Here is a 23,912-nt window from a genome sequence, read left to right as displayed (position 1 = left end):
CCGACCTGCGCTTGACAGGAGGCGCGCTATGGCAGACATCGCATCGGCCATCCGCGAGGCGCTGGAACGCCTGAACCGCAGGCAGGCTACAGAGGACGATCTTCGCCTGTTGCAGGAGGCCAAAGGCAAAGGTGTCATCCGCCTGGCCGTGGCTGGGGGACAACGCAGCGTGGCCATCGCAGGCGACGCGGAGGGCAGCACCATCCTCACCGGGGACATAGTCCTGACGAAAGAGGCGCTGGAATGGCTGTTCCCGCCCACCCTCTACACCCTCGGCGCGCCGGTGGCCGACTTCACCGGCCGCACAGCCGACATCGCCGAACTCACCGCCGCCCTCAAGCCCGATGGCCGCTGCGACTCGGCCCTCATATCCGGCCTGCGCGGCATGGGCGGCATCGGCAAGACCGAACTGGCCCGCAAGGTGGGCCAACTCCTCGCCGCCGACTACCCCGACGCCCAACTGGAGATCGCCCTCCAGGTCGGCGACGCGCCCAAGACCCCCGAGCAGGTCCTGGCCGAGGTGGTCCGCGCCTTCGCGCCGGCGGCCAAACTCCCCGACTCGCTCGGCGAACTCCAGGCGCTGTGCCGGCAGGTCATGGCCGGCGCGCGCGGGTTCCTGCTGCTGGACAACGCCGCCGACGCCGCCCAGGTGCGGCCGCTCCTTCCGCCGCCCGCGGGGTGGGCCGTCGTCGTAACGTCGCGGCGGCGGTTCGCCCTGCACGGGGCGTGCCTGGACAAGAACCTGGACGTCCTGTCGCCGAAGGACGCGGGGGACCTGATCCGCCGCATCCTGAAGGCGGGCGGGCGCGCGGTTACGGACGAGCAGGTGGCGAGGATCGCGGACCTGTGCGGGCGCCTGCCGCTGGCGCTGCGCATCGCGGCGTCGTTTCTGGTGCAGAATCGCACGTGGCCGGTGGAGGAATACATCGCGGCGCTGGAGGCGGAGCGGCTGAAGCATCTGGACGCGGAAGGCGAGGGGAGCGTGCGGGCGTCGTTGGAGGTGAGCGTGCGGCAGTTGGAGAAGCAGTCGCCGGCGCTGGCCCGGCGGTGGCGGCTGCTCGGGGTGTTCCCCGCGCCGTTTGAGCGGCAGGCCGCCGCCGCGGTGTGGGGCAAGGAAGGGGAGTTTCCATCCGAACTGCCCGATCTGGGCGAGGAAGTGCCGCAGGAGTTGCGCGACGTGGTAGCGCAACTGGTGTCCGCGCTTGCGGGGCAACGGGTTCCGGTCCCGCTGCCCGACGACGAAACCCGCGACGCCCTGACCGAACTGTACCGGTGGTCGCTGGTGGAGTACGACGAGGCGAAGGGGACCTACGCCCTGCACGACCTGCTGCGGGAGTACGCGCTGGCCGAGCCGCCGGAGGGGTTGGACGGGGCGCGGCGCCGCCATGCCGCATACTACCTGGCGGCGGGCAGCGCGGCCGACGACCTGTACAAGACCGACGCCGTGGAGGGGTTGCGGCGGTTTGACGCGGCGCTGCCGCACCTGCGGGCGGCTTGGGCGTGGATGAAGGAAATCTTCGGTAGGGGCGGGCCGGCGGCTCGCCCCTACGACAAGGCGGCCGCGCGGTGGCTGAGCGACTTCGCCAGCAGGATGGCCTACGTGCTGGATTTGCGGATGACGCCGAGGGAGCGGATACCGGTGCTGGAGGCGGCGCTGGAGGCGGCGCGGCATCTGGGGGACAAACGGGCGCAAGGGGCTCACCTCGGCAACCTGGGGCTGGCCTACGCCGACCTGGGGGACCCCCGCCGCGCCATCGGGTTCTACGAGCAGCACCTGGCCATCGCCCGCGAGACCGGGGACCGCTGCGGGGAAGGGGCGGCCCTCGGCAACCTGGGGCTGGCCTACGCCGACCTGGGGGACCCCCGCCGCGCCATTGCGTTCTACGAGCAGCGTCTGGCCATTGCCCGCGAGATCGGGGACCGCCGCGGGGAAGGCAACGCCCTCGGCTGCCTTGCCATCGCCTACCAAAGGCTAGGGGAGGCAGAGAAAGCGATACCGCTCTACGAACGTGCAATTGCCATAGCCAAAGAAATCGGAGACCAGCGTAATCAAAGCATTCATTCATGGAACTTGGGCTTGCTGGCGGAACAGCGAGGCGACTACGCCCGCGCCGCGGAGTTGATGCAGGTGCGCGTGGACTACGAGCAGGCCATCGGCCACCCCGACGCGGAGAAGGACGCCGCGTATCTGGCAGAGGTGCGCGCGAAGGCGGGGCGGTAGGGCACGGGGGCGGGAACCCCTCACATCCCCCTGGCCCCCTTCTCTCCCCGCAGGCGGGGAGAGAAGGGGGTGGCGCGTGCGAGCGGGCGGGCTGTCGTTCCCTCTCCCGCCGCGGGAGAGGGCTAGGGTGAGGGGCGTTTGCGCGGCGCACCGCGCAGGGGGACCCGCGGGTCGCCCCTGCGGGCAGGCCCAACACCCTTCGTGTGGATTCGTGTTATTCGTGGATGACGCCAGCCCGCAGGGCTTGGCCCGTTCAGCCTGATGTTTCCGCGTCGGGCGAACCTACGGGCAAACCCATGCGCCTTCGGCTTCTGACCCCGTCGCCCTTATCAAGCCCGATGGGCTGCGCTACATTGCGGCTACCGTGGAATCCCATCGGGGAGGCTGCCGTGCTGCGCAAAGCCATCGTGCGCTCATTTGACGCCAACGCGCGCGTCGCCGTGGTAGAGTACTGGGGCGACGCCGACCGCCGCACCGAGTCGGTGCGCGTGGCGACCCACGTGGACGCCGCCATGCTCGCCCCGGGCGCGCTGGTGGAGGTCTGGGCCAACCCGGCCGACCCGCCCGACCAGGCCCTGATCGTCGCGTCGCGCGCGGCCCTCGCCAGCCCCGATCAGACCATTCAGCACGCGCACGACCGCCTGGACAATGCCTTCGGCCCGGCGTCGCTCGCATCCCGATGGTACAACCGCGTCGCCGCCCCGTCGTCGCCCAACGTCCACGACACCGAGTTCACCGCCAGCCCCATCGGCGCCAACGGCTGGGCATGGGCCGCGGAACCCGGCGCGGCCACCGGATCGGGCTGGAGCGTGAGCATGTACCCACACTGGCTGTACGTTTGGCAGTCCACCGGCGCGAACCCGAACCCCGCCGAACTGCGCTGCACGGACCCGGGCAAACTGCCGCGCTACAAGATGGCGCTCGTGTTCTTCTATCCGGCCACCAGCGCCAAATTCGTGCTCCGTTCGGTGAGGGACGCCGACAACTACACGGAGTTTGAGATGTCGGGCGCGGGCATCAAGGGGTACAAGTGCATCGGGGGCGTGCGCACGCAGGTTGGGAGCACCGTGCCCATCTACCCCATGTACTACTTCCTCATCCTGGGCAACCTGGCTTCGGGCGACTACCTGACGTGGCAGTGGGGCACGCCGTGGGGGGCGGGGTTCGTCAACTTCCCCGCCGACTCGTCGCCGGGCCTACGCGCCGCCGACATTGCCTACTACTCCCTGCAGTTCTACCGCGGCACCATCAACTTTGAGACGTTCATGGTGGACGCGGTGCGGTTCTGGTCGTAGCGGCGGGGCTAGAAGATGCGGCGCGACTTCCAGAGGAGATAGAACACGCCGCCGAGGACGAGGATGAGCAGAAGGCCGCGGCCGCCCACGCGCCGATAGATTTCCCCTAACAGCACCAGCACCAGAAACCAGCCAATGATGCTGCGCGCCTGCTGCCACAGGTCGGCGCGCGGGGCGTCGGGCGGCGCGGGGCGCGACACCGCACGGGCGCGGCGCGCGTCGTAGGCGGCGCGCAGCGACGGGTCGCTGAGCACGCGGTGCGCCTCGTTGATCTGCTGCATGCGGGCCGTGGCATCGGCACTCGGGTTCACGTCGGGGTGATACTTGGCCGCCAGCCGCCGATAGGCCGCGTCAATCACCTCCGGCTCGGCGTTGGGGTGCACCTGTAGAATGGCGTAGTAGTCGGGTTCCTGCGTCATGGCGCAAGTATAGCGGCAATGGACCGCGCAGCCAAACTTCGGGCATGGACGCGAATTGACGCCCCGCGACGGCGCTGCTACAATGCCATTGCCCCGCCGAGGGACATCGCCCGTAGGAGGCCCCATGCCGAGCGAAAACGTAGAGGTGGAACTCCGCTTTGACCTGACGGATTACATCCGCGCCACCACGCGCCTGCTGTTCACCCAACCCACATTTGTCGCAATCCTCACCCTGACCGCAGTGGCGATTGTGTACGCGATGTACCTGGCCATACGCGACGCCGCGGCCATGGGGTTCGGGCGGGCGCTGCTGGCCCAGGCTCCTATCCTGCTGTTCCTGCTGGTGCCGGTGGTGCTGTGGTTGTCGCTGCGGCGGCAGGGCGCTCGCGTCATCGCCCGCCAGCGCGCCAACAACGAGCGCATCTTCTACGTTTTCTCCGACGACGGGTTCGTGCAGCGCGTTACCTCGGATCGGGGGCGCAACGAGCAGACGGGTACGTGGGACACGTTCGCCAAAGTGGTGGAGACGCCTCACGATTTCCTGTTGCTGCTGCCTCGCCAGGGGGCGGTCTTCCTGCCCAAGACGTGCTTCGCCTCGGATGAGCAGGTCGCACGCTTTCGGGAGATCGTGCGGCGCGCCCTGGGCGATCGGGCGAAACTGCGCCGCGAAGGGTGAGGGCGACCCCTCACCCTGGCCCTTTCGTCGCGAGCGGGGCGAGGGGACAGCGGGGCGGCTATGGAAAGCCGCCCTACATGTTTTGCGTGCGCGGGTCATTCCTCACCCTAACCCTCTCCCCGCAGGCGGGGCGAGGGGACGGGCGGGCGGCTATGGAAAGCCGCCCTGCGTGTCCGGCGGTGGAGGCGGTACGGCGGCCCGCGCTCATTGCACGTTGGTCTGCACCACCAGGCGGATCATGTTGTAGCCCACGCTCCAGGGGTACTGCCAGAACGCATAGTGCTCTTCCCAACCGAGGCCGCGGTCGTAGAAGTTCGCCCCTATTGGGATGATCGCCGAAGAGTCCATGGTAACGGACGGCGTTGTGCCCACGGTGCCGCTCTGGTAGCGAATGGCGACGAGCACCGGCTGGGGACTCAGCAAGACGAGTCCTGCCGACGAGAGGTCCACGGTGGCCCAGTTCGGATGGAAGGTTGTGATCGTCTGCGGAGCGCCTTCGGCCAGGAGGGGGCCGGGAGTGCCCCCGCTCATGGCGTAGATCTGCGGCTTCACGACAACGCTCGTCGCGCCGCCAACGGGGTACAGCATCACCCGCACCGACACGGGCCGGATTGGGTACAGGGCGGGCGCGGCTTCCAGCACGATGGCCACGGCGTCGCCCGATGTGGAGGCCTCATTGTACCCCTCGGCTGCCCCGTTGTCGCGCGCCAGTTCCGACAGCGCGGGTGTGCGCGTGGGCGTGCGGGTGGCGGTGCGCGTCATGGTGGGCGTTCGCGTCGCCGTGGGTGTGGGCGTGGGCGGCGGCAGGTTCCACTGTTGGAAGATGATTGGCAGCCATAGCCGCGCCTGCGCGCCGGGCACCCAGGTGGGCGATGGGCCGGGGGTGTTCGTCGGGCGGCGCGTGGGCGTAGCCGTCGCCGTGGGGGTGCGGGTGGCGGTGGGCGTGCGCGTGGGCGTAGCCGTCGCCGTGGGGGTGCGGGTGGCGGTGGGCGTGCGGGTGGGGGTTAGTGTCGGCGTTGGCGTAGCGGCCGCCGGATACACATACGCGATGGCCGCCTCATCTTCCGCTTCCAGGGAACGCTTCTTGGTCTCGCCCGCACCGGCGAACCCGTACATGGTCTTGTGCGTGTCGGGGGAGCCGTACAAGTCCAGCAGCACCAGCGAATGGCCCAACTCGTGGGTGGCGATGTTCTGGACGTCCATGGTGCCGGGCGCGCCGTTGGTGCTCCAGGTGTAGGTCAGGTCGTTGAACACGATGTCGGACTCTATGATCGTGTGCGGGTCTGATGTGTACCACCAGAAGTAGTTGGTGGCGATGGAGCCTGTGTCGCGGTTGACCCACGAGATCACGTTCTGGCCGTCGGCGGTGGCGTCGGATTTGGTCGTCGTGCCGCCATCACGGAAGAAGAAATCGGCTCCGGCCACGCTGCTCCAGGTGTTCATGGCGGCCAGGACGGCGTCCAGTTCGTCGGTGGTGTCGGTCGTGTTTGGGTTGACATAATAGAAATTGGGCATGGGCTGAGGATAGGCGCCCTTGGGCCATTTGGCCCCCGCGTAGGAGTAGGTTACCGTGAAGTTCACCGCGTTGCTGGTGCCGCCCGCCGTTACGACGCGAACCGGCCCCGAAGACGCCCCGCCCGGGACGCGCACGCGAATCTGCGAGTCGGACCACGACACGACGCAGCCCTGCACTCGTTGGGAGCCGACCTGGAGGAATTCCACGCGGCCGGTGCCCTGGGTTGCGCCGAACCCGGAGCCGTTGATGGTAACCAGCGTGGAAGTGTCGGCGCACCCCGTGCCGGAACTGCGCAGTTCGTCCTGGTGCGCGTGGCCGATGGTGGGGGTGATGCCCGTGATGACGGGCGCTGCCGCGGAGGCGGTGAGGTCCACGGCCTTGGCTTCGGCCCACAGCGCGTCGGGGACACGCACGCCGGGGACGCCGGCGAGTTCGCGCAGGAAGTCGGCGAGCGGCATCGGCGCCAGGTCTTCGCGGTACACGCGCCCGCGGTCCACCCAGAAGCGGCCCTGGAACCCGCCCACGGTGCGCAGGTCGGTGTCCCGCAAGAACAGGATGACGCGATCACCCACGCTGAACGTGGCCACGTCGGATACGCCTAGGGCCAGCCCGTCCACCTCGCCGCCGGGAATGTCAAAGGAGTATTGGGTGGGAACGCCCTCGGGCTGATTGGAAATCCGCCCTGCGCTATCCTTCAGCACATGCTCCACGCGCAGGGTAACGGTGGTTACGATGAGCGTGTGGGCGGCGTTCCAATGCGGGGCCAGGCCGACGACGGTGCCGACGATGCCGGTATCGCCCTGCTCGGCGATTTGGCGGATGGAGAGCGGCTGCACGGCGGCCGAGGCCCCGGGCGCGGTGGCCAGCGCCACGATGAGGCAAACCCAAACAAGGGCGCCGATTCGCTGCCATCGGCGCCGATGGGCACGAAAGAGATTGTCCATGGGAATCCCATTCCTCCGGCGGTGAGTGTAGCCTATGGGCGACCGGCTGTCAAAACACTCGACGCCATAGACTATAACGCAGTTCCCATGAAAAAGCCACGCCCGGAGGGCCGGACGTGGCTAGCGGATGCCGAACTGGTGGCGAATCGCGGGCTTGCCTACTGCGGGTCGCCGTCCGCCTGGAGTTTGTACGACGCAGCGTCAGAGTAATTGCGCCCAAAGAATGGGATGTCAAACGCACCGACCTGCGATGGGTTGAGGTCCTCCGGGTCCGTGAAGGCCGACTCGCACCCCACCACGATGCCCTGAGCGTTGTACAACGTCCCCGCCACCTGCACCCACTCTACTGTGGAGCCGTGGTCGTTGCGCACCTGCCCCGTGAGGTGGTACTGGCCAAAGGCGTCCACAGATCCGGTGTGCGACAGGAATGTCAGGTTCGGCCATTTCTCGCCCATCACCAGACCGTCCGGCTGGCCGAACTCGTAGTACACCCACCCTGTTGGGTTCTGCAGAAGAGCGTGGAAACAGGTTGTCTCCCCCGCAGGCAGGTCGTCCAGTGGCGTCCATCCCAGATTCGCGGTGATTAGCCGCCCGCTGCCATCGTAGAATGCGATGGGAACATCCACCAGCCAGAAGTCGTTGGCCGTGTTGTTGAACACCTCGCCCACGATGTGCAGCCAATCTATCTCGTCCACGTAATGAGAGTAGTTGTCCAGCACATGCAGCCCTTGCGGCATTCCGCCGGGCGTTGCGGTTGGCGTGCGCGTCGGCGTTCTTGTTGGCGTCCGCGTCGGTGTCCGCGTGGCGGTGGCCGTGGGCGCGGGTGGCTGTTCCCTGGCAACCTCTACCCACGCCCCGTTCCGGTATTGCTCCAGCCAGGACCACTGTGGGATGACGTCGCCGTGAGCGTCAAAGCCCACATAGGTGCCGACCACGCCCTCGTAGTTGCTCGTCGCGGCGATGAAATCCCGAATCACGGCAGGGCTGGTGCTCTGCGACCGGACCATGGCGGAGATGATGATGCGGGCGGTATCATAGGCAATCGCGCCGTGGACACCTGGATGGTCAGGTTCGTTGGGAAACCCGGCAGCCAGGTAAGCGTCCAGGAAGCCCTGCCAGCCGGGCATGTCCTGGAAGCGTCGGAACGACATGGCGATGTAGTCGCCTTCGGCTGCCGCCCCGGCCGTGTTGGCGTAGTCGGTCAACACCGACTCGTCGTTCGTCCGCGACATCCAGCCGACGGGCACATCTGTCATCCCCAGGTCGCAGGCGATTTGGCTGAACAGGCCGGCCTCCACCGGCCCCGAGAGCGACAGGTTCGCGATGGCATCCGGGCTTTCCGCCTGGATAGCCGCCAGCGTGGCCGTGAATTCGTCGGTGCTGTTCACCGCGCGCCGGCTGGTGATGGTGCCGCCCAGCGCCGTGAAGGTCGCCGCGTAGGAGTCGCCCCACCAGGGCACCGCCGGGCTGCTGTCCACGATGGCGCTTCGGGACAGGCCTGCAGAGTTGCGCAGGTAGGTTGCCAAGAGGGTCGGCGGAGTGCCATCATGGGGCACTGTTCGGAAGGTCGTGTTGTAGCCTAACAGGGTCAGTTCCGGATTGCTGGACGAAGGGGAGATCATAGGCACACCGGCAGCGTAGTAAATGGGCTGGGCGGCGATGGATTCGGCGCTGCACGTGTGTCCCACCACAGCAACCACCCCGGCGTTGATCAGATCATTGGCTGCGCCTGGAGCCAGTTCCCCGTTGCAGGCGCTGTCCGCGGCTACCAGTTCCAAAAGGTAGGACGTTCCTCCGATGCGGACGCCGCCGGCGGCATTCGTCTGGTTGATGGCCAGTTGCACAGCGTTGACCTGCGGCCATCCCACATAGGCCGCTGGCCCACTGAGATCGGCAGCCACCCCAATCCGGATTACCTGCTGGCCGGGAGTTGGCGTCCGCGTCGGTGTCCGCGTGGCGGTGGCCGTGGGCGCGGCGGACATATTCCAGTCCCGGAAGGCGATGGGCAGCCAGACCCGCGCCTGTGCCCCAGGCACCCACGTGGGCGACGGGCCGGGGGTGTTCGTCGGGCGGCGCGTGGGCGTGCGCGTCGCCGTCGGCGTCGGAGTTCGCGTGGCCGTGCGCGTGGGTGTGCGGGTAGGGGTCCGCGTCGCCGTCCGCGTTGCCGTCGGGGTGCGCGTGGGTGTGCGGGTAGGGGTCCGCGTCGCCGTCGGCGTCGGCGTTGCTGTGCCCGCGCTCCCAGGCGTCGCGCTCCACGTTCCCGACTGGGTCAGGTAGTAGTAGCAAATGTAGGGCGGATACGGCAGCCCTACGATGATCTGGTGATTGGTGAATGCGTAAGTCCCGCTGGCCGCCGTCGGTGACGAGAACTGGCCGGTGAACGAGAAGGTGCTGGTGCCCCCGCTGAACTGCCCGCCGGTAATGCTCCCCGGACCGTATAGCGTGATCTCGGTGGTGCCGGTGGCGTTGCCGCAGGTGGTCGCGACGAAGTCGGTCTTCAGCCGGAAGTTGGCCCACTGCGCGCCGCCTCCCTGCACGTCAAACGACATGGGCTGGCCTCGGCTGGTAGTGCCCGACCACGGGCCGGTCGCCGGCGCCCCGCCCGATGGCGTTGCCGTCCGCGTGGGCGTGGGCGTGGGGCTGGTCGCCGCCTGCCCGGTCGTGCGGATGCGGATGGCCACATCTTGCGAATGGTTGGCGCCCAGGTCGGTCCACGATGTCCCGTTGGCGCTGATATACGTGCGGCCGGTCTCGTGCGGCCCGTCTCGGTCGGAGGCCACGGGGTACGTGTAGGATTGGTTGGTAACCTTCACCACGGCGATCACGTCATCCCCGGCGCTGACCGGCACCGGCGCGTCCAGTGCAACCGAATGGTATCCCGGCTCGTTGAAGGCGTTGTTCAACTTCTGGGCCAACAGGTTGCTGAGCGTTGTCCCGTTGAAGTCGCCGTACAGGTACACATCCACATCGGTAGTCCTGTCGGTCGTCCAGAACTCCACGCGGGTTACATTTGTGTTCGTGGGAGGGTAGAATTTGGCAAGACCCCACAAGGTGGTAGTTCCGACACCCCAAGAAGAGCCCTGCCATCCGGCTTCGTCGTAGTATAGGATGCTGCCGTTTGTGTCGTAGTTCTGCCAGTCGTAAATGAAAGCAGAATTCCCCCCGATCTTAGCCGACCCGTAGGCGATGGTGAAGTAGCCGCGCTCGGAGCCGAAGCCGCACGTCCCGCCCCAGTTGGTGCCCCACGAGTTTTTCACGATCCACGCGCCGGTTCCGCCCGCGTGCGGTAGCGAGTCATCCCAGCCGATGATGAGCACACCGTGGTTGGGGTTGCCCGATCCGGTGTAGTAGAGCGTGTAACTGCCGTCGTAGGCGCTGAATTCCCGCTGCCAGGCGTTGTTGGAACTGCCCGCGTACATCGTGGTCATCACCGGCCCGTAGGTCATGATGTAGTTCTTCAGCGTGTTGGTATCCGGTATGGCGTTGCCCGAGACGATGCGCCAGTCTAGCAGGGTCTTCTGGTACGGGCAGCCCGTGGTGCAGGGCACGTCGGAAGGCACGTAGGGGTCGCACGATTCCAGCACAGTGCCGGCTTGTGAGAAGAAACTCGCCATGCGGTAGTAGTTGCCACCGCCGCAGGAGCCGGCATACCAGTCGCACTCTTTGGCGTTGTTCTCCGAAAAATCCCACGTGCCTGCGTTGTCAATGAGGAGTTTGGATTCAAAGGCGGCGATGCTGGCGAAGGCGTAGCATGCGCCGCAGGGGTTCTGGTTTTTGACCGACGTTACCTTTCCCTGCTCGCGCCAGTCAAAGCGCGATAGGTTCGCCGCAGGGGCGGGGCCATCCCAGGTGGCGTGGAAGTGCGAGAGGTTTACCGGCGGAGGAATGTAGCCGCCCTGGGGATGCGGCTCATAGGGTTCGGGGGGTGCAAGAGGCGCTTCCTGGAACACGATCTCCGCTTCGGCCGGGGCCTGCGGCGCGGGGGGACTCATCGCTTCGGCGGCGAGTCCCAGCACCAGGGCGACGCCCACCGCGACAGACACCCAGGCCAGCACGATGCGGCCGCGGGGCCCGCGTAGGCGCAACATATCGGTACCCATGTCCCTACTCCTTTCACTGGGCTGCAGCCGGAGTGGGCTTTGAGCATGGCGCCGTCGGACGGGCCTGCGGGGTTAGAAGCGCGCCTCCCACTCTCCCACGGCAGCACGGATCAACTCGCGGATGGCGATGTCTGGAATGTCGGCGGGGCTGTCGTACAGGACGCCGTCCACCTCCACGCGCACGATTCCTTGTCCGTCGGTGCGGAGATGAACGGACATGTCAATGCTTTGCTCCTTGCACCTTCGCTGGATAATCTGCTCAATGTCCTCTACAAAAGAGCCGGCCGCCCCGCCCGTGGTGCGCGAACCCAGCCCTCTGCCGAGCACCGCCAGCCAGCCGCCACTCGGAGGCGCGGCGAGGTTGGCCGCCTCCAGTTGGGCGAGAAACGCCTGCTGGGCCAGTTCCCGCGCCGGCGCGTAGTACTTGCCGGTGCTGGGCGCCTCGGCGGCTGCCGTGGGCGGGCTGGTCTTGGGCGGAGGTGCCTGCGTGGCCGTCGGCTCAACGAACGCGACGAGGTCGCCGGCGGCCAACATCAGCGCGCGACGCGTGGCCGCATCGTCCACATCCTTCATGCGCCGGTACGTGCGCCCCCCGATGATCACCTCCATGCGGCCTGCCCATCCGCGGCGCCGCAGCACGATCTCGGGCGGCGGGGCCATCTCGCCCTTGTCGGTCCTTGTCGGCTGCGGGCGCGTCCGGCGCAGGTAGATCAACAACGCCACAATGAGGAGGATGATCGCGAGAAATGTGGCGATCAGCAGGTACATCAGTTGCTGCTGGCTCCAGGCGCTCAGGTCCAGAGTTCGCATGGCCGCTACTCCGCAGGGCCACGGGTTTCGGGGGGCAGCCCTACGCGCCCATTATAGCACCGGGTGGTGCGGAGGTCAATGGGACAAGAGGTATATCCGACTCCGTCTCGTGTGGGCGACCAATCTGCGACGCACTTCGGGAACTGCGTCGCACCGATGCAAATGGCGCGGCCAATGAACTTTGGACCCGAGTCGGAGGCATAAATCCGGGTCCGTGGAAATCGCGAGCGGGGCGGGCGGGCTGCCCCTCACCCTAGCCCTCTGCCCGCAAGCGGGGCGAGGGGGCGGGCGGGCGGCTATGGAAAGCCGCCCTACGTGTTCTCCCCGTGCGGGCGGGGCGAGGTTAGGATGCGACGTACCCAAAACCGCCTTGCAAGCGTTGAGATTTTGTGCTAGAATACGCTCAGAGTGGCCGCGGTTCTTTGCGTCCTCATTACGGAATATTGCGCCCCTGTGGGGCGAGATGGCCCCGCCCCACTCACTCCAAACGGCTTCTCCAATCGTGTGTGCCGCGTGTGCGGCGTATCCACCCAGGCGCACTGCGCCCCACAAAGCGAAAGGAGTAGGGACATGGAACGGAAGCGGATTCTCATGGGTGTGGTTTTCCTCGTGGCGGCTCTCGTCTTGGCAGGAGCGGTGGGGTTGACGCTGGCCCAGGGGCCAGGGGAGGACGACGACGTTCTGCCTCAAGGCGACGTGGGCGTGGCAACCTCGCTGGATGATGTGATTCCCATTCAGGGGCGGTTGCTGGACCGCAACGGCAACCCCATCAACGGCACGCGCACCATCGTGATGACCTTGTATGACGCGGCGACAGGCGGCACAGCCCTGTGTTCAGACTCAGACAATGTTACGGCAGTCAACGGGTTGTTCAACGCGTACATGGATTGGTGCGAGGCCTCAGACCTGAACGGGCGACAGGTGTGGCTGGGTATCAAGGTGGGGAGCGATGCGGAGATGACGCCTCGGCAGAAGATCTACGCGGTGCCATACGCGTGGAGCCTGCGGCCCGGGGCGGTGATCAGCGAGACGTCCACCGGCGCGATCCTGAACGTGTTCAACCACGGGAGCGGCTGGGGGCTGGACGCGTACAGCAAGGGCCATGACGCGGTGCACGGCCGCAGCGACGCGAACAACCACGCGGGGGTGTCGGGCGAGAACTCCGGCGGCGGGATCGGCGTGTATGCGTGGAGTGAAGGCGCGGGGTTGAGCGGGCCGGCGATGAAGGCGGAGGCGGGGGGCGCGAGCGGTATTGCGCTTCACGCGGACGCCAACAGCAGCGACGCCTCGGTGGTCATCCATAACCGGGGTACCGGGCTACTGCTGAAGGGGTTTGGCGGGGACGGCGGCGAGGACGAAATCCGCATCAACAACAACGGCTCCATTGAGACCAAGGCCGACTCGTATATCTTCATCCCCGGCACGCAGATCATCAAGAACCTGAGTAGTGACACCACTCGCTGGGATGTGTATGCGAACGGGTCAGTCAGAATATGGCGCGGGTCCGAGCCGGGCTCCAAGACGGTGTATCTCTCCATCGTCCTGCCTGCCGTGTTGTACGGCCAGCCCGTGGACGTTGAGAGCATAACCGTATACTACAAGTGCGAGGACGGGAGTAAGGCGTATATCAGCTCAACATACTTGACAAAGCAAACGAAAGCGGATTCCTGGGTTACTCTCGTTTCTAATCTCACTGACCACAAGAGCACTACGGCGACGTCCTACACGCTAGCGGTGAACAATGTCCTGTCGGCAAGCCAGGGCATTCTCGGCCTGTACTTCAACTTGTACTTCGCCGACGACAGTACCTACATCCAGTTGGGCGGCGTGCGCATCCAACTCGGCCATCACCACCTGTACTAGGAGGGCGGCCATGAGACGCAGATTCGCGCGCATGGGGCTGCTCCTTGTGGTGGCCGTGGCGCTGGCGCTGGGGGCCGTGGCGATGACGTCGTCCAACTACCGGCTGGACTGGTTCACGCCAGGGACGAGCAATGGCGGGGGCACGTCCACGTCGTCCAACTACGTGGCCCACTTTACCGTAGGGCAGACGGTCATCGGCACGATGACAAGCGCCAACTACAAGGCGAACCTGGGCTACTGGTACGGGCTGGTGCGCATCTTCCGGCGGTTCCTGCCGGTGGTCATGGACAACCAGGCGTACTAACGGTGTGCCGTTTCAGGCGGGCGACGGGAGCCAGACCGTGAAGGTGCTGCCCTTGCCGGGGGCGCTCTCCACGATGATGCGCCCGTTGTGGGCCTCGGCGATCCACTTGGCGATGGCCAGGCCGAGGCCCGTCCCGCCTTTGCCGCGGGTGCGCGCTTTGTCCGAGCGATAGAACCGCTCAAAGATGTGCGGAAGGTCTTCGGGCGGGATGCCGATGCCGGTGTCGGCGACGGAGATGCAGACCCAGCCGGGCTCGCGCTGGAGGGACAGGGTTACCTCGCCGCCCGTTGGCGTGTACTTCAGCGCATTGTCCACGAGGTTCAGCAGCAACTGGCGGAGGCGGTCGGGGTCGCCCATGACGAGCGCCTGGTCCTCTTCGCCCAGTTTCACCTTGACGCCCTGGGAGAGCCTTTGCGCCTGGCGGTACACGTCCAGCAGGAGGGTGTCCAATTCCACCGGCTGGAACTCCAGTTTGACGCCGGCATCGGCCTGGGCCAGCAGGAGCAGGTCGGTAACCAGGCGCGACATGGCGCCGATATCCGCCTCTATGGCGCGGAGGGCCTCGCGGCGGGCGTCGGGGTCTTCCAGCGCGCCGCGGCGCAGCAGGTCCAGGTTGCCCTGAATCGTCGTCAGGGGCGTGCGCAATTCGTGCGACACGTCGGCCACCAGGTGCTGCTGCGCGCGGAACAGGTCTTCCAGCCGGCCCAGCATCTCGTTGAAGGTGGCCGTGAGGCGGCCCACCTCGTCCTGGACGGTTGGCTCGGGCAGGCGGCGGCTCAAGTCCTCGGCGCGGGTGATGCGCAGCGCCGCCTGGGTTACCTGGTCAATGGGGCGGAGGGCGGCCCGCGCCAGCACGAACCCCACGATTCCCGCCGCCAGGATGGCCAAAAACGAGCCGGCCGTGAGCAGGCCCGCCACCCGCCGAAGCGTAGCGTCCACGTTCTGGAGCGACGCACCCACCTGCACCGTGCCGACGTTGTTGCGCAGCACCACCAGCGGCGTGCTGAAGATGCGCACGCGCGCGTTGCCCGCCCGAACGGTGGCCAGCACAGTCTCGCCCTGGCCGGTCTTCTGGAGGGTCTCGCTGTCCAGGGGCAGGTTCTGGTCGCCGAGATTGGCCGAGCGCGCTGCGATGATCCCATCGGCGCGAACGATCTGCCAGTACGTGTCCGGCGTGGCGAAAGCGTCCATCGGCGGGAGGCGTACCCGTCCCGAAACCAGCACCGACAGGGGGTTGTTCTCGGCCCGAATGGATATGACGATCTGATCGGCCAGGGTCTGCACCTGCCGGTCCACGTCGGCGTAGGTGCGGTAGGCCAGCACCGCGTACACGGCCACGTCAAAGACCAGTAGCACAAACGCCAGTAGTCCCACGTACCACAGGGTCAGCCGCGCGCGAATGGGCATGGCCTTACTCCTCGCGGAGGACATAGCCAACCCCCCGCACGGTGTGGATGAGCCGAGGCTCGCCGCCCGCCTCCAGTTTGGCGCGCAGGTAGCGGATGTACACCTCCAGGATGTTGGACTCGCCGCCGAAGTCGTAGCCCCAGATGCGGTCGTAGAGGACGTCGCGGGTGAGGACATGATTCGGGTGAAGGAGGAACAACTCCAGCAGGTCAAATTCCTTGGGCGTGAGTTCTATGACGCGGTCGCCGCGGGTTACCCGTCGGGTGGAGGTGTTCATCGTCAGGTCGGCGAAGCGAAGGACTTCTTCCTGCTCCGTGCGCTGGCGGCGGCGCAGCAGGGCGCGGATGCGGGCCAGGAGTTCCTCAAAGGCGAAGGGCTTCACCAGGTAGTCGTCGGCTCCGCTGTCCAGGCCGGCCACACGGTCGGCCACGGCACCCTTGGCCGTGAGGATGAGGATAGGCACGTCGCTGCCCGCCCGCAGGCGCCGACACACCTCCAGCCCGCTCATGCCCGGCAGCATGAGGTCCAGGATGACCAGGTCGGGTTCGCGGTCGCGCGCGCTGGCCAGCGCCGACTCGCCATCGGCCGCCACGTCCACGGCGTACCCTTCAAAGGCCAGGCCCCGCCGCAGCAGGTCGGCGATCTTCGTATCGTCTTCCACAACCAGGATGCGCTCTGCCATATCCCTACCGGCAGGATCATCCGCGAACCTGTCTGTTCATTCGTGTGTATTCGCATCCGTTCGCGGATAGAGATAAGGCCGCCTTTGGGTGGCGGCCTTGCTTGCAGGTGGGCGAAACAGGGCTCGAACCTGTGACCTCCTCGGTGTAAGCGAGGCGCTCATCCCAACTGAGCTATTCGCCCGCAGCGAGTATATTATACGGTGGGTGCGTGATTCTGTCAATCGCGTTGTGTTCATGGGCGGGCGACCCCTCACCCTCACCCTCTCCCCGCAAGGCGAGGCGAGGGGATTGGGCCCCTCACCCTCTCCCTCTCCCCGCAAGGCGAGGCGAGGGGATTGGACCCCTCACCCTCACCCTCTCCCCGCAAGGCGAGGCGAGGGGACGGGCGGGCGGCTAGGGAAAGCCGCTGTATGTGTTTGAGCATTGTTGAAGACCCTTGGTCTTTGTTTTCCATTTGCGTGGATTCGTGTTATTCGCGGTTACAACTCCGCAGGATCGTTTCGCTCGCGATGGCAGTTGGGGAACTAGGAGGCGAGGTCGGCAAGCGCCATGAGCGCGCGGGGCCAAACCCCCGCGCTACGGGCACGAAGCCCCGGAGGGGCTGGTGGCCCACAGGGCTTCGCCCGTCAGGGCGTCGAGCAGGGTTCCATGCCCGTCCTTTGTTTTCCATTTGCGTGGATTCGTGTTATTCGCGGTTACAACTCCCCGGGATCGCTATGCCCGCGTTGTCAGGCGCGAACGAACTTTGCAACCAAGTCGGCGTATCCGCGCGCCCGCCTGCCGCGTTACAGTTGGTGAGCCCCCCACGGGGCGCGCTGCGTCCACCGCCGGCCGCGGCCCGCCCCGGTACGTTTGTAGTACCTTTTCCCCATTGTTGCGACGGCCAAAACGAATAGACTGTATTCTAGGGGTCTTACATCCGACACCAGGAGCGATTGCGACATGAGGACAAGCCGATCTCGCTTTCTCTGGATTGCGGCGGTGGTGGTGTGCTTCACCGTCGTTGGGTTGAGCGCAGGCGGGCGCAACTACAGTTCGGCCCAGGGTATCCGCAGCAATGCGGCCCCTGCAACGCCGCGCCCGGGCGTGTACATCGCCCGCGACAGCGCCAACCTGGACCCGAGCCAGTGGCCCATCGTGGGCGGGCACATGACCTTCAGTTGGAAGCAACTGGAGCCGAGCGAGGGCCAGTACCGCTGGGATTTGATTGAGAACTTCCTGGCGGCGCAGTGGGCCAAAGGCAAGCCGGCAGCGCTGCACCTGCAGACCTACGCCGGACAGGCTGGCGGGCTGATGGTCCCGTCCTGGTTCCAGAGCCGCTACCCCGACGCGGTGCTCACCTGCGGCACGGAGCAGATACCCAAGTACTGGCACTGGGCGTATCTCCAGAAGTACGGCAACTTCGTGCAGGCGCTGGGGCAGCGGTTTGACGGCGACCCGCGCCTGGAGTTCGTCATCATGGGCGTGGGGGTGTACGGCGAGACGCAGCCGTGTGTAGAGGCCTACGATCAGTGCATGCGCGACAACGGCCTTTCGGGGCCGCTGTGGGTCAGCACCGTCAAGCAGATTGTGGACATGTACGGCCAAGCCTTCCACACGACTCGCGTCGTGATTCCAGGCACGCCGCGCTTTCAGCACGTCTGCGAGCGCAAGGAGTGGACCGACTACGCGGCAACGACGTATGGCATCGGCGACTTCCACGCGGCCATGCAGGCCGACGCCGATTCGCAGTACATCCCCGACAAGCCCGGGTTTGAGGGCTGCGGGACGGTGGACCCTATCCTGAAGTGGAGTCTGCAGTACCCGACCGGCCAAGAGGCATACCAGTACATGACGCCGACGGAGGAGGAGACGTACTGGGGCGTGTTGGGCGTGCTGCACCGCCACAACACCTGGCTCACCATTGACTACTCGCCCCAGGACTGGCGGGGCTGGCTGCTTCAGGATGCGCAGGGCAACATCCGCTACTACAACTTCCCCATCCTGGAGTTCGCCAACCGATACCTGGGGCGGACGTTGCAGGACACGCCCAGCGTCTGGGTGGCGCTGCGCGAGTCGGGCTACTCGTGGTATCCGGAGTGCGGCAACTTTGACTTCTGGCTGTATCAGGACGACTCGGTGCCCGGGGGCAAGACCGTCGTCGTAACGTACCGCGCGGGGTTGAACTTTCCCACCACGACGTCCGGGTGCACGATCACCAACAAGACCGAACAGGGCGTGAACCTGGGCGGCTCGTGGGTGGGCAAGGAGTCGTGGATCACCCGTCGCACCGACGCGGCCTCGGGCAACCCGTACATGTTCTTCAAGGTGGATGACGGCTATCTCTACAACACGAACCAGACCGTAACCGTAACGGTTACGTACTTTGACCGCGGCACCGACCGCTGGGAACTGTTCTACGATTCCACGACGGGCCAGCGGAGCGGCGGCAGCGTGTCCAAGACCAACAGCCTGACGTGGAAGAAGGCCACGTTCGTGTTGCCGAATGCCCGATTCGCCAACGGCCTGGACGGTGGGAGCGATTTCTACATTGACGGGCGCAGCGACGGCGACGAGTACATCCACTTCGTGGACGTAACGAAGAGCGGGAGCGCCGGCCCGACGTCCACGCCGACGCCCACGCCGGTGCCCGGGACGGCCACGCCCACGCCGACCCGCACGTCCACCTTCACGCCAGGCCCCACGGCCACGCCAACCCGCACGCCGACCGCCACGCCGACGCCAACTCCGACGTTCACGCCCGGCCCCACGCCCGCCGCCACGACGGTAACGTTCCAGCAGGGGCTGGGTGGGTACGCGGGCGTGCGCGACACCTACATCTCCGACTACAGCGACGACTCTAACTACAACTGGGACACCATCCTCATCGTGCGCTCCACGGACATTATCGCGTCGCTGTTACGGTTTGACATAAGCAGTATCCCGACGAACGCGACGGTGCTGGGGGCACAGTTGCAGGTGTACACGTTGGCGCAGAGCAACAGCGCGTACATGTGCGCGCAGCCCTACGCGGTGTTGCGCCCGTGGGTGGACTCGCAGGCCACGTGGATTCGCCCACGCACCGGCGAAACATGGGCCACGCCCGGCTGCAACGGCATCGGCACCGACCGCTCCGACATCGGCGGAGAGGAGGTTTGGCTCCAGTACACCAACCGCTGGTACACCTTTGACGTTACGGATATGGTGCAGGCGTGGGTGCTGGACCCGAGCAGCAACCAGGGGCTGGTGCTCAAGTCCACCTGCACCATGGCGGAACTGGTGCAGTACAGCCTGGCCGGCTCCGACTACGAGAACAGCAGCCTGCGCCCGAAACTGATTGTGCAGTACACGCTGGAGGGGACGCCGCCCACGCGGACGCCGACCCCCGCCCCCACCGCTACGCCCACGCCCACGCCGTCCACGCCGCCCACGGTGCTGACGCTCCAGCAGGGGCTGAACGGCTACGCGGGGACCACCGACACGCTGATTGACTGGTGGGCCAAGGACACCAACTACGGCAACGAGCCGACGTTCAGCATTCGGGGCGGGAACTACGACTACGGGCGGCAGGACATCCACTCGGCGCTCCTGCGGTTTGATCTGTCGCCGCTGCCCGCGGGCGCGTCGGTAGGCTCGGCGCGGCTGGAAATCTACCTGACGGCGCGGAGCAACGCCGGCTCGGCCTACTTCAGCCCGTACCAGGTGGTGCGCTCGTGGACGGAATCGGGCGCCACGTGGAACCGCGCCACCAGCAGCACCTACTGGGGTCTGGCCGGTTGCAACAGCACGGAGCCGCCGAATCAAGACCGCTCGGCCACGGCCACGGACATGCAGCAGCCGCCGCCCAGTATCACGAACGTGTGGGTCAGTCTGGATGTTACCGACATCGTGCGGAACTGGGTGGCCGCGCCTACGACGAACTTGGGGCTCTTGCTGCGGGACGCGGGGGGCAACTCGGTGGGCTACACTTTTGCCTCGTCGGAGAATGCGAACGCTTCCATTCGCCCCAAACTCGTCATAGAATACTGGTCCGGCGGGCCGACGGCGACGCCTACCCGAACCGCGACGGCCACGGCCACCGCCACCGCGCAGGCTTCGCTCACGCCCACCCGCACCGGCACCCCGCAGCCCACGGCGACGCCTTCGCCCACGCCATCGGCGACGGCAACGCGCACCGCGACGGCGACGCCCGTGCCGCCCACACCCACGCCGGGCGGCCCCGTGCAGACGGCGACCTTCCGCGTCGGGGTCAACGGCTACACGGGGAGCGTGGACACGCACATGGATCAGTGGCAGCCCACGAGCAACTTCGCGGGCCTGACCCACTTCAGCGTCCGCACCTACGATGTGATGGCCGGGCTGGTGCGGTTTGATGTGTCGTCCATCCCCGCCGGGGCCAACGTCATCAGCGCGTCGCTCACGCTGTACGCCACGTACCAGAGCAATGGCAACATGTTTGACGGGTTAGTGTACCGCGTGCTACGGCCCTGGACGGCTACCCAGGCGACGTGGCAACAGCCGCGTACCGGCGAGCGCTGGGAGGTTGACGGTTGCAATGGGACGACCTACGACCGCACCGCGACGGCCTACGCCACTTTCCACATGAACGCGGCCAACAGCGCGGTTACCATGGATGTTGCCGACCTGGTCAGGTATTGGGTGGCCCATCCCGACGAGAACTTCGGGATGGTGGTGAAGGGCGCGTCGGCGGGCGGTTCGGTGGAGTACCGTTTTGCCTCGGCGGAGTATCCGGATGTGTACAGGCGGCCGCTGTTGGAGGTGGCGTACTCGGTGGCGAGCGCCACGGCCACGCCGACGAACACGCCCACGCGCACGCCCACGAACACGCCCGCGCCGACGGCGACACCTACCGCCACGCCGACGCCCACGCCTGCGCCCAGCGCTACGCACACGGCGACCGAAACGCCCACGCCCGCGCCGACGGACACCCCCACGCCCACCCCGACGCCTACCGCGACGCCCACGGCTACGCACACGGCGACCGAAACGCCCGCGCCGACGACGACCGCGACGCCCGGCGTGCTGCTGCGCGAGGGGTGGAACCTCATCTCGCTGCCCGTGGTGCCCGATTCCAACGATCCGGATGTCGTATTCGCGTCCGTCTCGCACGTCCTGGTGAGCGCCTACTACTGGGATGCAAGCGCCGGGACCTGGAAGACGTATAGCCCTCTGATGCCACCCGGCGCCAACTCGTTGACGTTCGTGGACGAGCGCATGGGGATGTGGGTCAAGGTCATTGCGCCGACAACGCTGACGGTCCAGGGCCAGGCGCCCGGGGGGGCACAGATTCCGCTGTACGTCGGGTGGAACATGGTGGGGTTCCCCGCCACGGAACCGCGTAGCCCCGAGACAGCGCTGGCCCCCATCGCCGACAAGATTGTGGCCGTGATGACCTACGAGGCAGGCGAGTGGGGCGGCACATGGCGGCGATACAGGCCGGGCGCGCCCGATTTCGTCAACGACCTGCGGCTGTTGGAGCCGGGGAAGGGGTACTGGGTGCTGGTCGGTGAGGCGTGCACGTGGGAGATACCCTGACGCCAGCCGCATTCTACCTCGCACTTGCTGCCTGTGAAGAGCCTCTCACTGTTGTGTGGGAGGCTCTTTGCTTGGGGCGTGTTGTCGCCACAGCATTGAATCTCGCTACCCCAGTAGAACGCTCGCATCTCCATTTCGGCCCGTCGGAACAGGGAACGCGCTAGACGTGGGGCAAATTGGCATCTACGAGAGCGCTGCGCTCCTCGCAATGACATGCCGTCAGGAATCACTCTGGGTAAGGACCTGTTTTGCGATTTTCGGAACAAAAGGCGAAAACCATTGACTTTTTCGCAAGATATGCTATAATTACAAGTAGTATTCCGTCCGTAGGGACGGTCGTTTCTGCGAATTGCGAATTCACACGGTACCTGCTGCACATTGCCATCGGGAATTCTGAATAAGGGAGGGGGATGCCCATCGCGAGCAAGTCTTGATAACGGGAAAGCGTTTAGGTTGGCATCGGCGCAAACATGCTGCGCTGCTGGCCTGTGGATTCACTAGGGAGGAGACACGCACATGGAGGAACACCAGAAAAGCCTCTTGAAAACGGCTCTCACCGAGCACGGGGTATCCCGTCGGGAGTTCCTGAAATTCTGCGCGATCATGGCGGGGACCCTGGCGCTGCCCGCGAGTTTCACGCCCAAAATCGCGCGGGCACTGGAGACCGCCAAGCGCCTCGCGGTGGTCTGGCTGGAGATGCAGGACTGCGCGGGATGCACCGAATCGCTGCTCCGCGCCAACAGGCCCACCGTCGCAGAACTGGTGCTGGATACCCTATCCCTCAACTACCACGAGACGATCATGGCCCCTTCCGGCAAACGCGCAGAGAAATCCCTGGCCGACACGGTCGCCGAGGGCGGGTACCTCACGGTCGTGGAAGGCTCCATACCGACAGCGGATGACGGCATCTACTGCTGCATTGGCGGACGCACGGCTCTGGACATTCTCAAGGAAGTGGCGGGGCATTCGGTCGCCGTCATCACGGTGGGCGCATGCGCGTTTTACGGGGGCTGGCCCGCGACAACGCCCAACCCCACCGGCGCCAAGGGCGTGAAAGACGTGATTTCCGGCGTCCCCATCGTGAACCTGCCGGGCTGTCCGTTCAATGTGGACAACCTGACCGCAACGGTGGTGCATTTCCTGACCTTCGGCAATCTGCCCGCGGTGGACGATCTGGGCCGCCCACTGTTTGCCTACGGGCGGCGCATTCACGACAACTGCGAGCGGCGCGGGCACTTTGACGCCGGGGAGTTCGTGCAGGCATGGGGAGACGAGGGCCACCGCAAGGGATGGTGCCTATACAAAATGGGCTGCAAAGGGCCGGTCGCGTTCCACAACTGCCCCACGCTCCGCTGGAACGAAGGCACCAGTTGGCCTGTCGGTGCGGGACACGGATGCATCGCCTGCGCCGCTCCGGACTTCTGGGAAAGCCCTGCCTATGAGCCGGTGCCCATCCACCAGTTGACGCCGCCGAGCGCATACCCCGAGGTGGAGGCTGCTGCCGGAGGGCTTTCTCCCGCGGCTGCAGGAGCCATCGGCGCTGCTGCCGGCTTGGTAATCGGCGCCGCAGGCGCGGTGACCGCCAGTCGTCTCAGCAAAGAGAAGGAGAAAGAGGAGGAGTAAAAGTGGCCGAGCGAATCGCGATTGACCCCGTTACCCGGATTGAGGGGCACTTGCGCATTGAGGCCAAGGTGGAGAACGGGCGCGTGGCCGAGGCCTGGAGTTCCAGCACCATGTTCCGCGGGCTGGAAATCATCCAAAAGGGCCGCGACCCACGCGAAGCCTGGCTCATGGCCCAACGCATATGAGGCGTCTGAACAACGGTTCACGCCGTCGCTTCCGTGCGAAGCGTAGAAGATGCCCTGGGAATCCGAATCCCTGACAATGCCCGAATCCTCCGCAATCTGATTGCGGGAATCCAGTATGTCCAAGATCACGTCATTCACTTCTACCACCTGCACGCCCTGGATTGGGTGGACGTAACCGGCGCCCTGCGCGCGGACCCCGTGGCGACCGCCCAATTGGCCCAGTCCATTTCCGATTGGCCCAACTCCAGCGCGGACTACTTCAAGGCCGTCAAGGACAAACTGACCGCCTTCGTGCAGAGTGGCCAGTCGGGGCCGTTTGCCAATGGCTACT

At 66.1% G+C, this 23,912-nt stretch carries 13 protein-coding genes, 1 tRNA gene and 1 pseudogene; 8 read left to right on the top strand and 7 right to left on the bottom strand.

Features of this window, described 5'->3' with window-relative positions:
- The first annotated feature begins 28 nt into the window (after positions 1 to 28).
- Together H5T65_01950 and H5T65_01945 are read left to right on the top strand one after the other, a co-directional pair.
- A complete protein-coding gene (locus H5T65_01950; GenBank protein ID MBC7257991.1) occupies positions 29 to 2,221 on the top strand; it encodes a tetratricopeptide repeat protein in 2,193 nt (730 codons plus the stop codon).
- Between the two features lie 389 nt (positions 2,222 to 2,610).
- Positions 2,611 to 3,516, top strand: a complete 906-nt coding sequence (locus H5T65_01945) for a hypothetical protein (protein MBC7257990.1) — start codon at positions 2,611 to 2,613, stop codon at positions 3,514 to 3,516.
- Between the two features lie 8 nt (positions 3,517 to 3,524).
- Here H5T65_01945 and H5T65_01940 read toward each other — a convergent pair whose 3' ends face one another.
- On the bottom strand, positions 3,525 to 3,935 hold the full coding sequence (locus tag H5T65_01940) for a J domain-containing protein (protein ID MBC7257989.1): 411 nt from the start codon (positions 3,933 to 3,935) through the stop codon (positions 3,525 to 3,527).
- 124 nt (positions 3,936 to 4,059) lie between these two features.
- Between H5T65_01940 and H5T65_01935 the strand changes: the two genes are divergently transcribed.
- Positions 4,060 to 4,611: a YcxB family protein gene (locus tag H5T65_01935; GenBank protein ID MBC7257988.1), complete on the top strand. Its 552-nt coding sequence runs from the start codon at positions 4,060 to 4,062 to the stop codon at positions 4,609 to 4,611.
- Positions 4,612 to 4,815: 204 nt separating this feature from the next.
- Here the strand turns inward: H5T65_01935 and H5T65_01930 are convergent, their stop codons facing one another.
- The 3 genes from H5T65_01930 to H5T65_01920 form a co-directional block, all read right to left on the bottom strand.
- A complete protein-coding gene (locus tag H5T65_01930; protein MBC7257987.1) occupies positions 4,816 to 7,071 on the bottom strand; it encodes an IPT/TIG domain-containing protein in 2,256 nt (751 codons plus the stop codon).
- A 158-nt stretch (positions 7,072 to 7,229) separates the two neighbouring features.
- Entirely contained in the window at positions 7,230 to 11,171 is a 3,942-nt protein-coding gene (locus H5T65_01925) for an ABC transporter substrate-binding protein (protein ID MBC7257986.1), read from the bottom strand.
- A gap of 72 nt (positions 11,172 to 11,243) precedes the next feature.
- On the bottom strand, positions 11,244 to 11,981 hold the full coding sequence (locus H5T65_01920) for a hypothetical protein (GenBank protein ID MBC7257985.1): 738 nt from the start codon (positions 11,979 to 11,981) through the stop codon (positions 11,244 to 11,246).
- A 570-nt stretch (positions 11,982 to 12,551) separates the two neighbouring features.
- Between H5T65_01920 and H5T65_01915 the strand changes: the two genes are divergently transcribed.
- The gene (locus tag H5T65_01915) at positions 12,552 to 13,844 is read left to right on the top strand and encodes a hypothetical protein (GenBank protein ID MBC7257984.1); all 1,293 of its coding nucleotides are present in this window, start codon (positions 12,552 to 12,554) and stop codon (positions 13,842 to 13,844) included.
- 10 nt (positions 13,845 to 13,854) lie between these two features.
- Positions 13,855 to 14,148: a hypothetical protein gene (locus tag H5T65_01910; GenBank protein ID MBC7257983.1), complete on the top strand. Its 294-nt coding sequence runs from the start codon at positions 13,855 to 13,857 to the stop codon at positions 14,146 to 14,148.
- A 12-nt stretch (positions 14,149 to 14,160) separates the two neighbouring features.
- Here H5T65_01910 and H5T65_01905 read toward each other — a convergent pair whose 3' ends face one another.
- The 3 genes from H5T65_01905 to H5T65_01895 form a co-directional block, all read right to left on the bottom strand.
- Complete coding sequence (locus tag H5T65_01905) at positions 14,161 to 15,555, bottom strand: HAMP domain-containing protein (protein ID MBC7257982.1); 1,395 nt, start codon at positions 15,553 to 15,555, stop codon at positions 14,161 to 14,163.
- Between the two features lie 4 nt (positions 15,556 to 15,559).
- A complete protein-coding gene (locus H5T65_01900; GenBank protein MBC7257981.1) occupies positions 15,560 to 16,237 on the bottom strand; it encodes a response regulator transcription factor in 678 nt (225 codons plus the stop codon).
- Between the two features lie 108 nt (positions 16,238 to 16,345).
- A tRNA-Val gene (locus H5T65_01895) sits at positions 16,346 to 16,419 on the bottom strand.
- Positions 16,420 to 17,180: 761 nt separating this feature from the next.
- On the opposite strand from H5T65_01895, the gene H5T65_01890 reads away from it, so the two are divergent.
- The 3 genes and pseudogenes from H5T65_01890 (at position 17,181) to H5T65_01880 (ending at position 23,912) form a co-directional block, all read left to right on the top strand.
- Complete coding sequence (locus H5T65_01890; GenBank protein ID MBC7257980.1) at positions 17,181 to 21,773, top strand: DNRLRE domain-containing protein; 4,593 nt, start codon at positions 17,181 to 17,183, stop codon at positions 21,771 to 21,773.
- A gap of 516 nt (positions 21,774 to 22,289) precedes the next feature.
- The gene (locus H5T65_01885) at positions 22,290 to 23,396 is read left to right on the top strand and encodes a hydrogenase small subunit (protein MBC7257979.1); all 1,107 of its coding nucleotides are present in this window, start codon (positions 22,290 to 22,292) and stop codon (positions 23,394 to 23,396) included.
- 2 nt (positions 23,397 to 23,398) lie between these two features.
- Positions 23,399 to 23,912 (top strand): annotated as a pseudogene (locus H5T65_01880) (nickel-dependent hydrogenase large subunit).

Source organism: Chloroflexota bacterium (assembly GCA_014360805.1).
Taxonomy (GTDB): Bacteria; Chloroflexota; Anaerolineae; order DTLA01; family DTLA01; genus DTLA01.
Note: the sequence above shows the minus strand (reverse complement) of the source record. Positions and strands in the feature narration are given on the sequence as shown.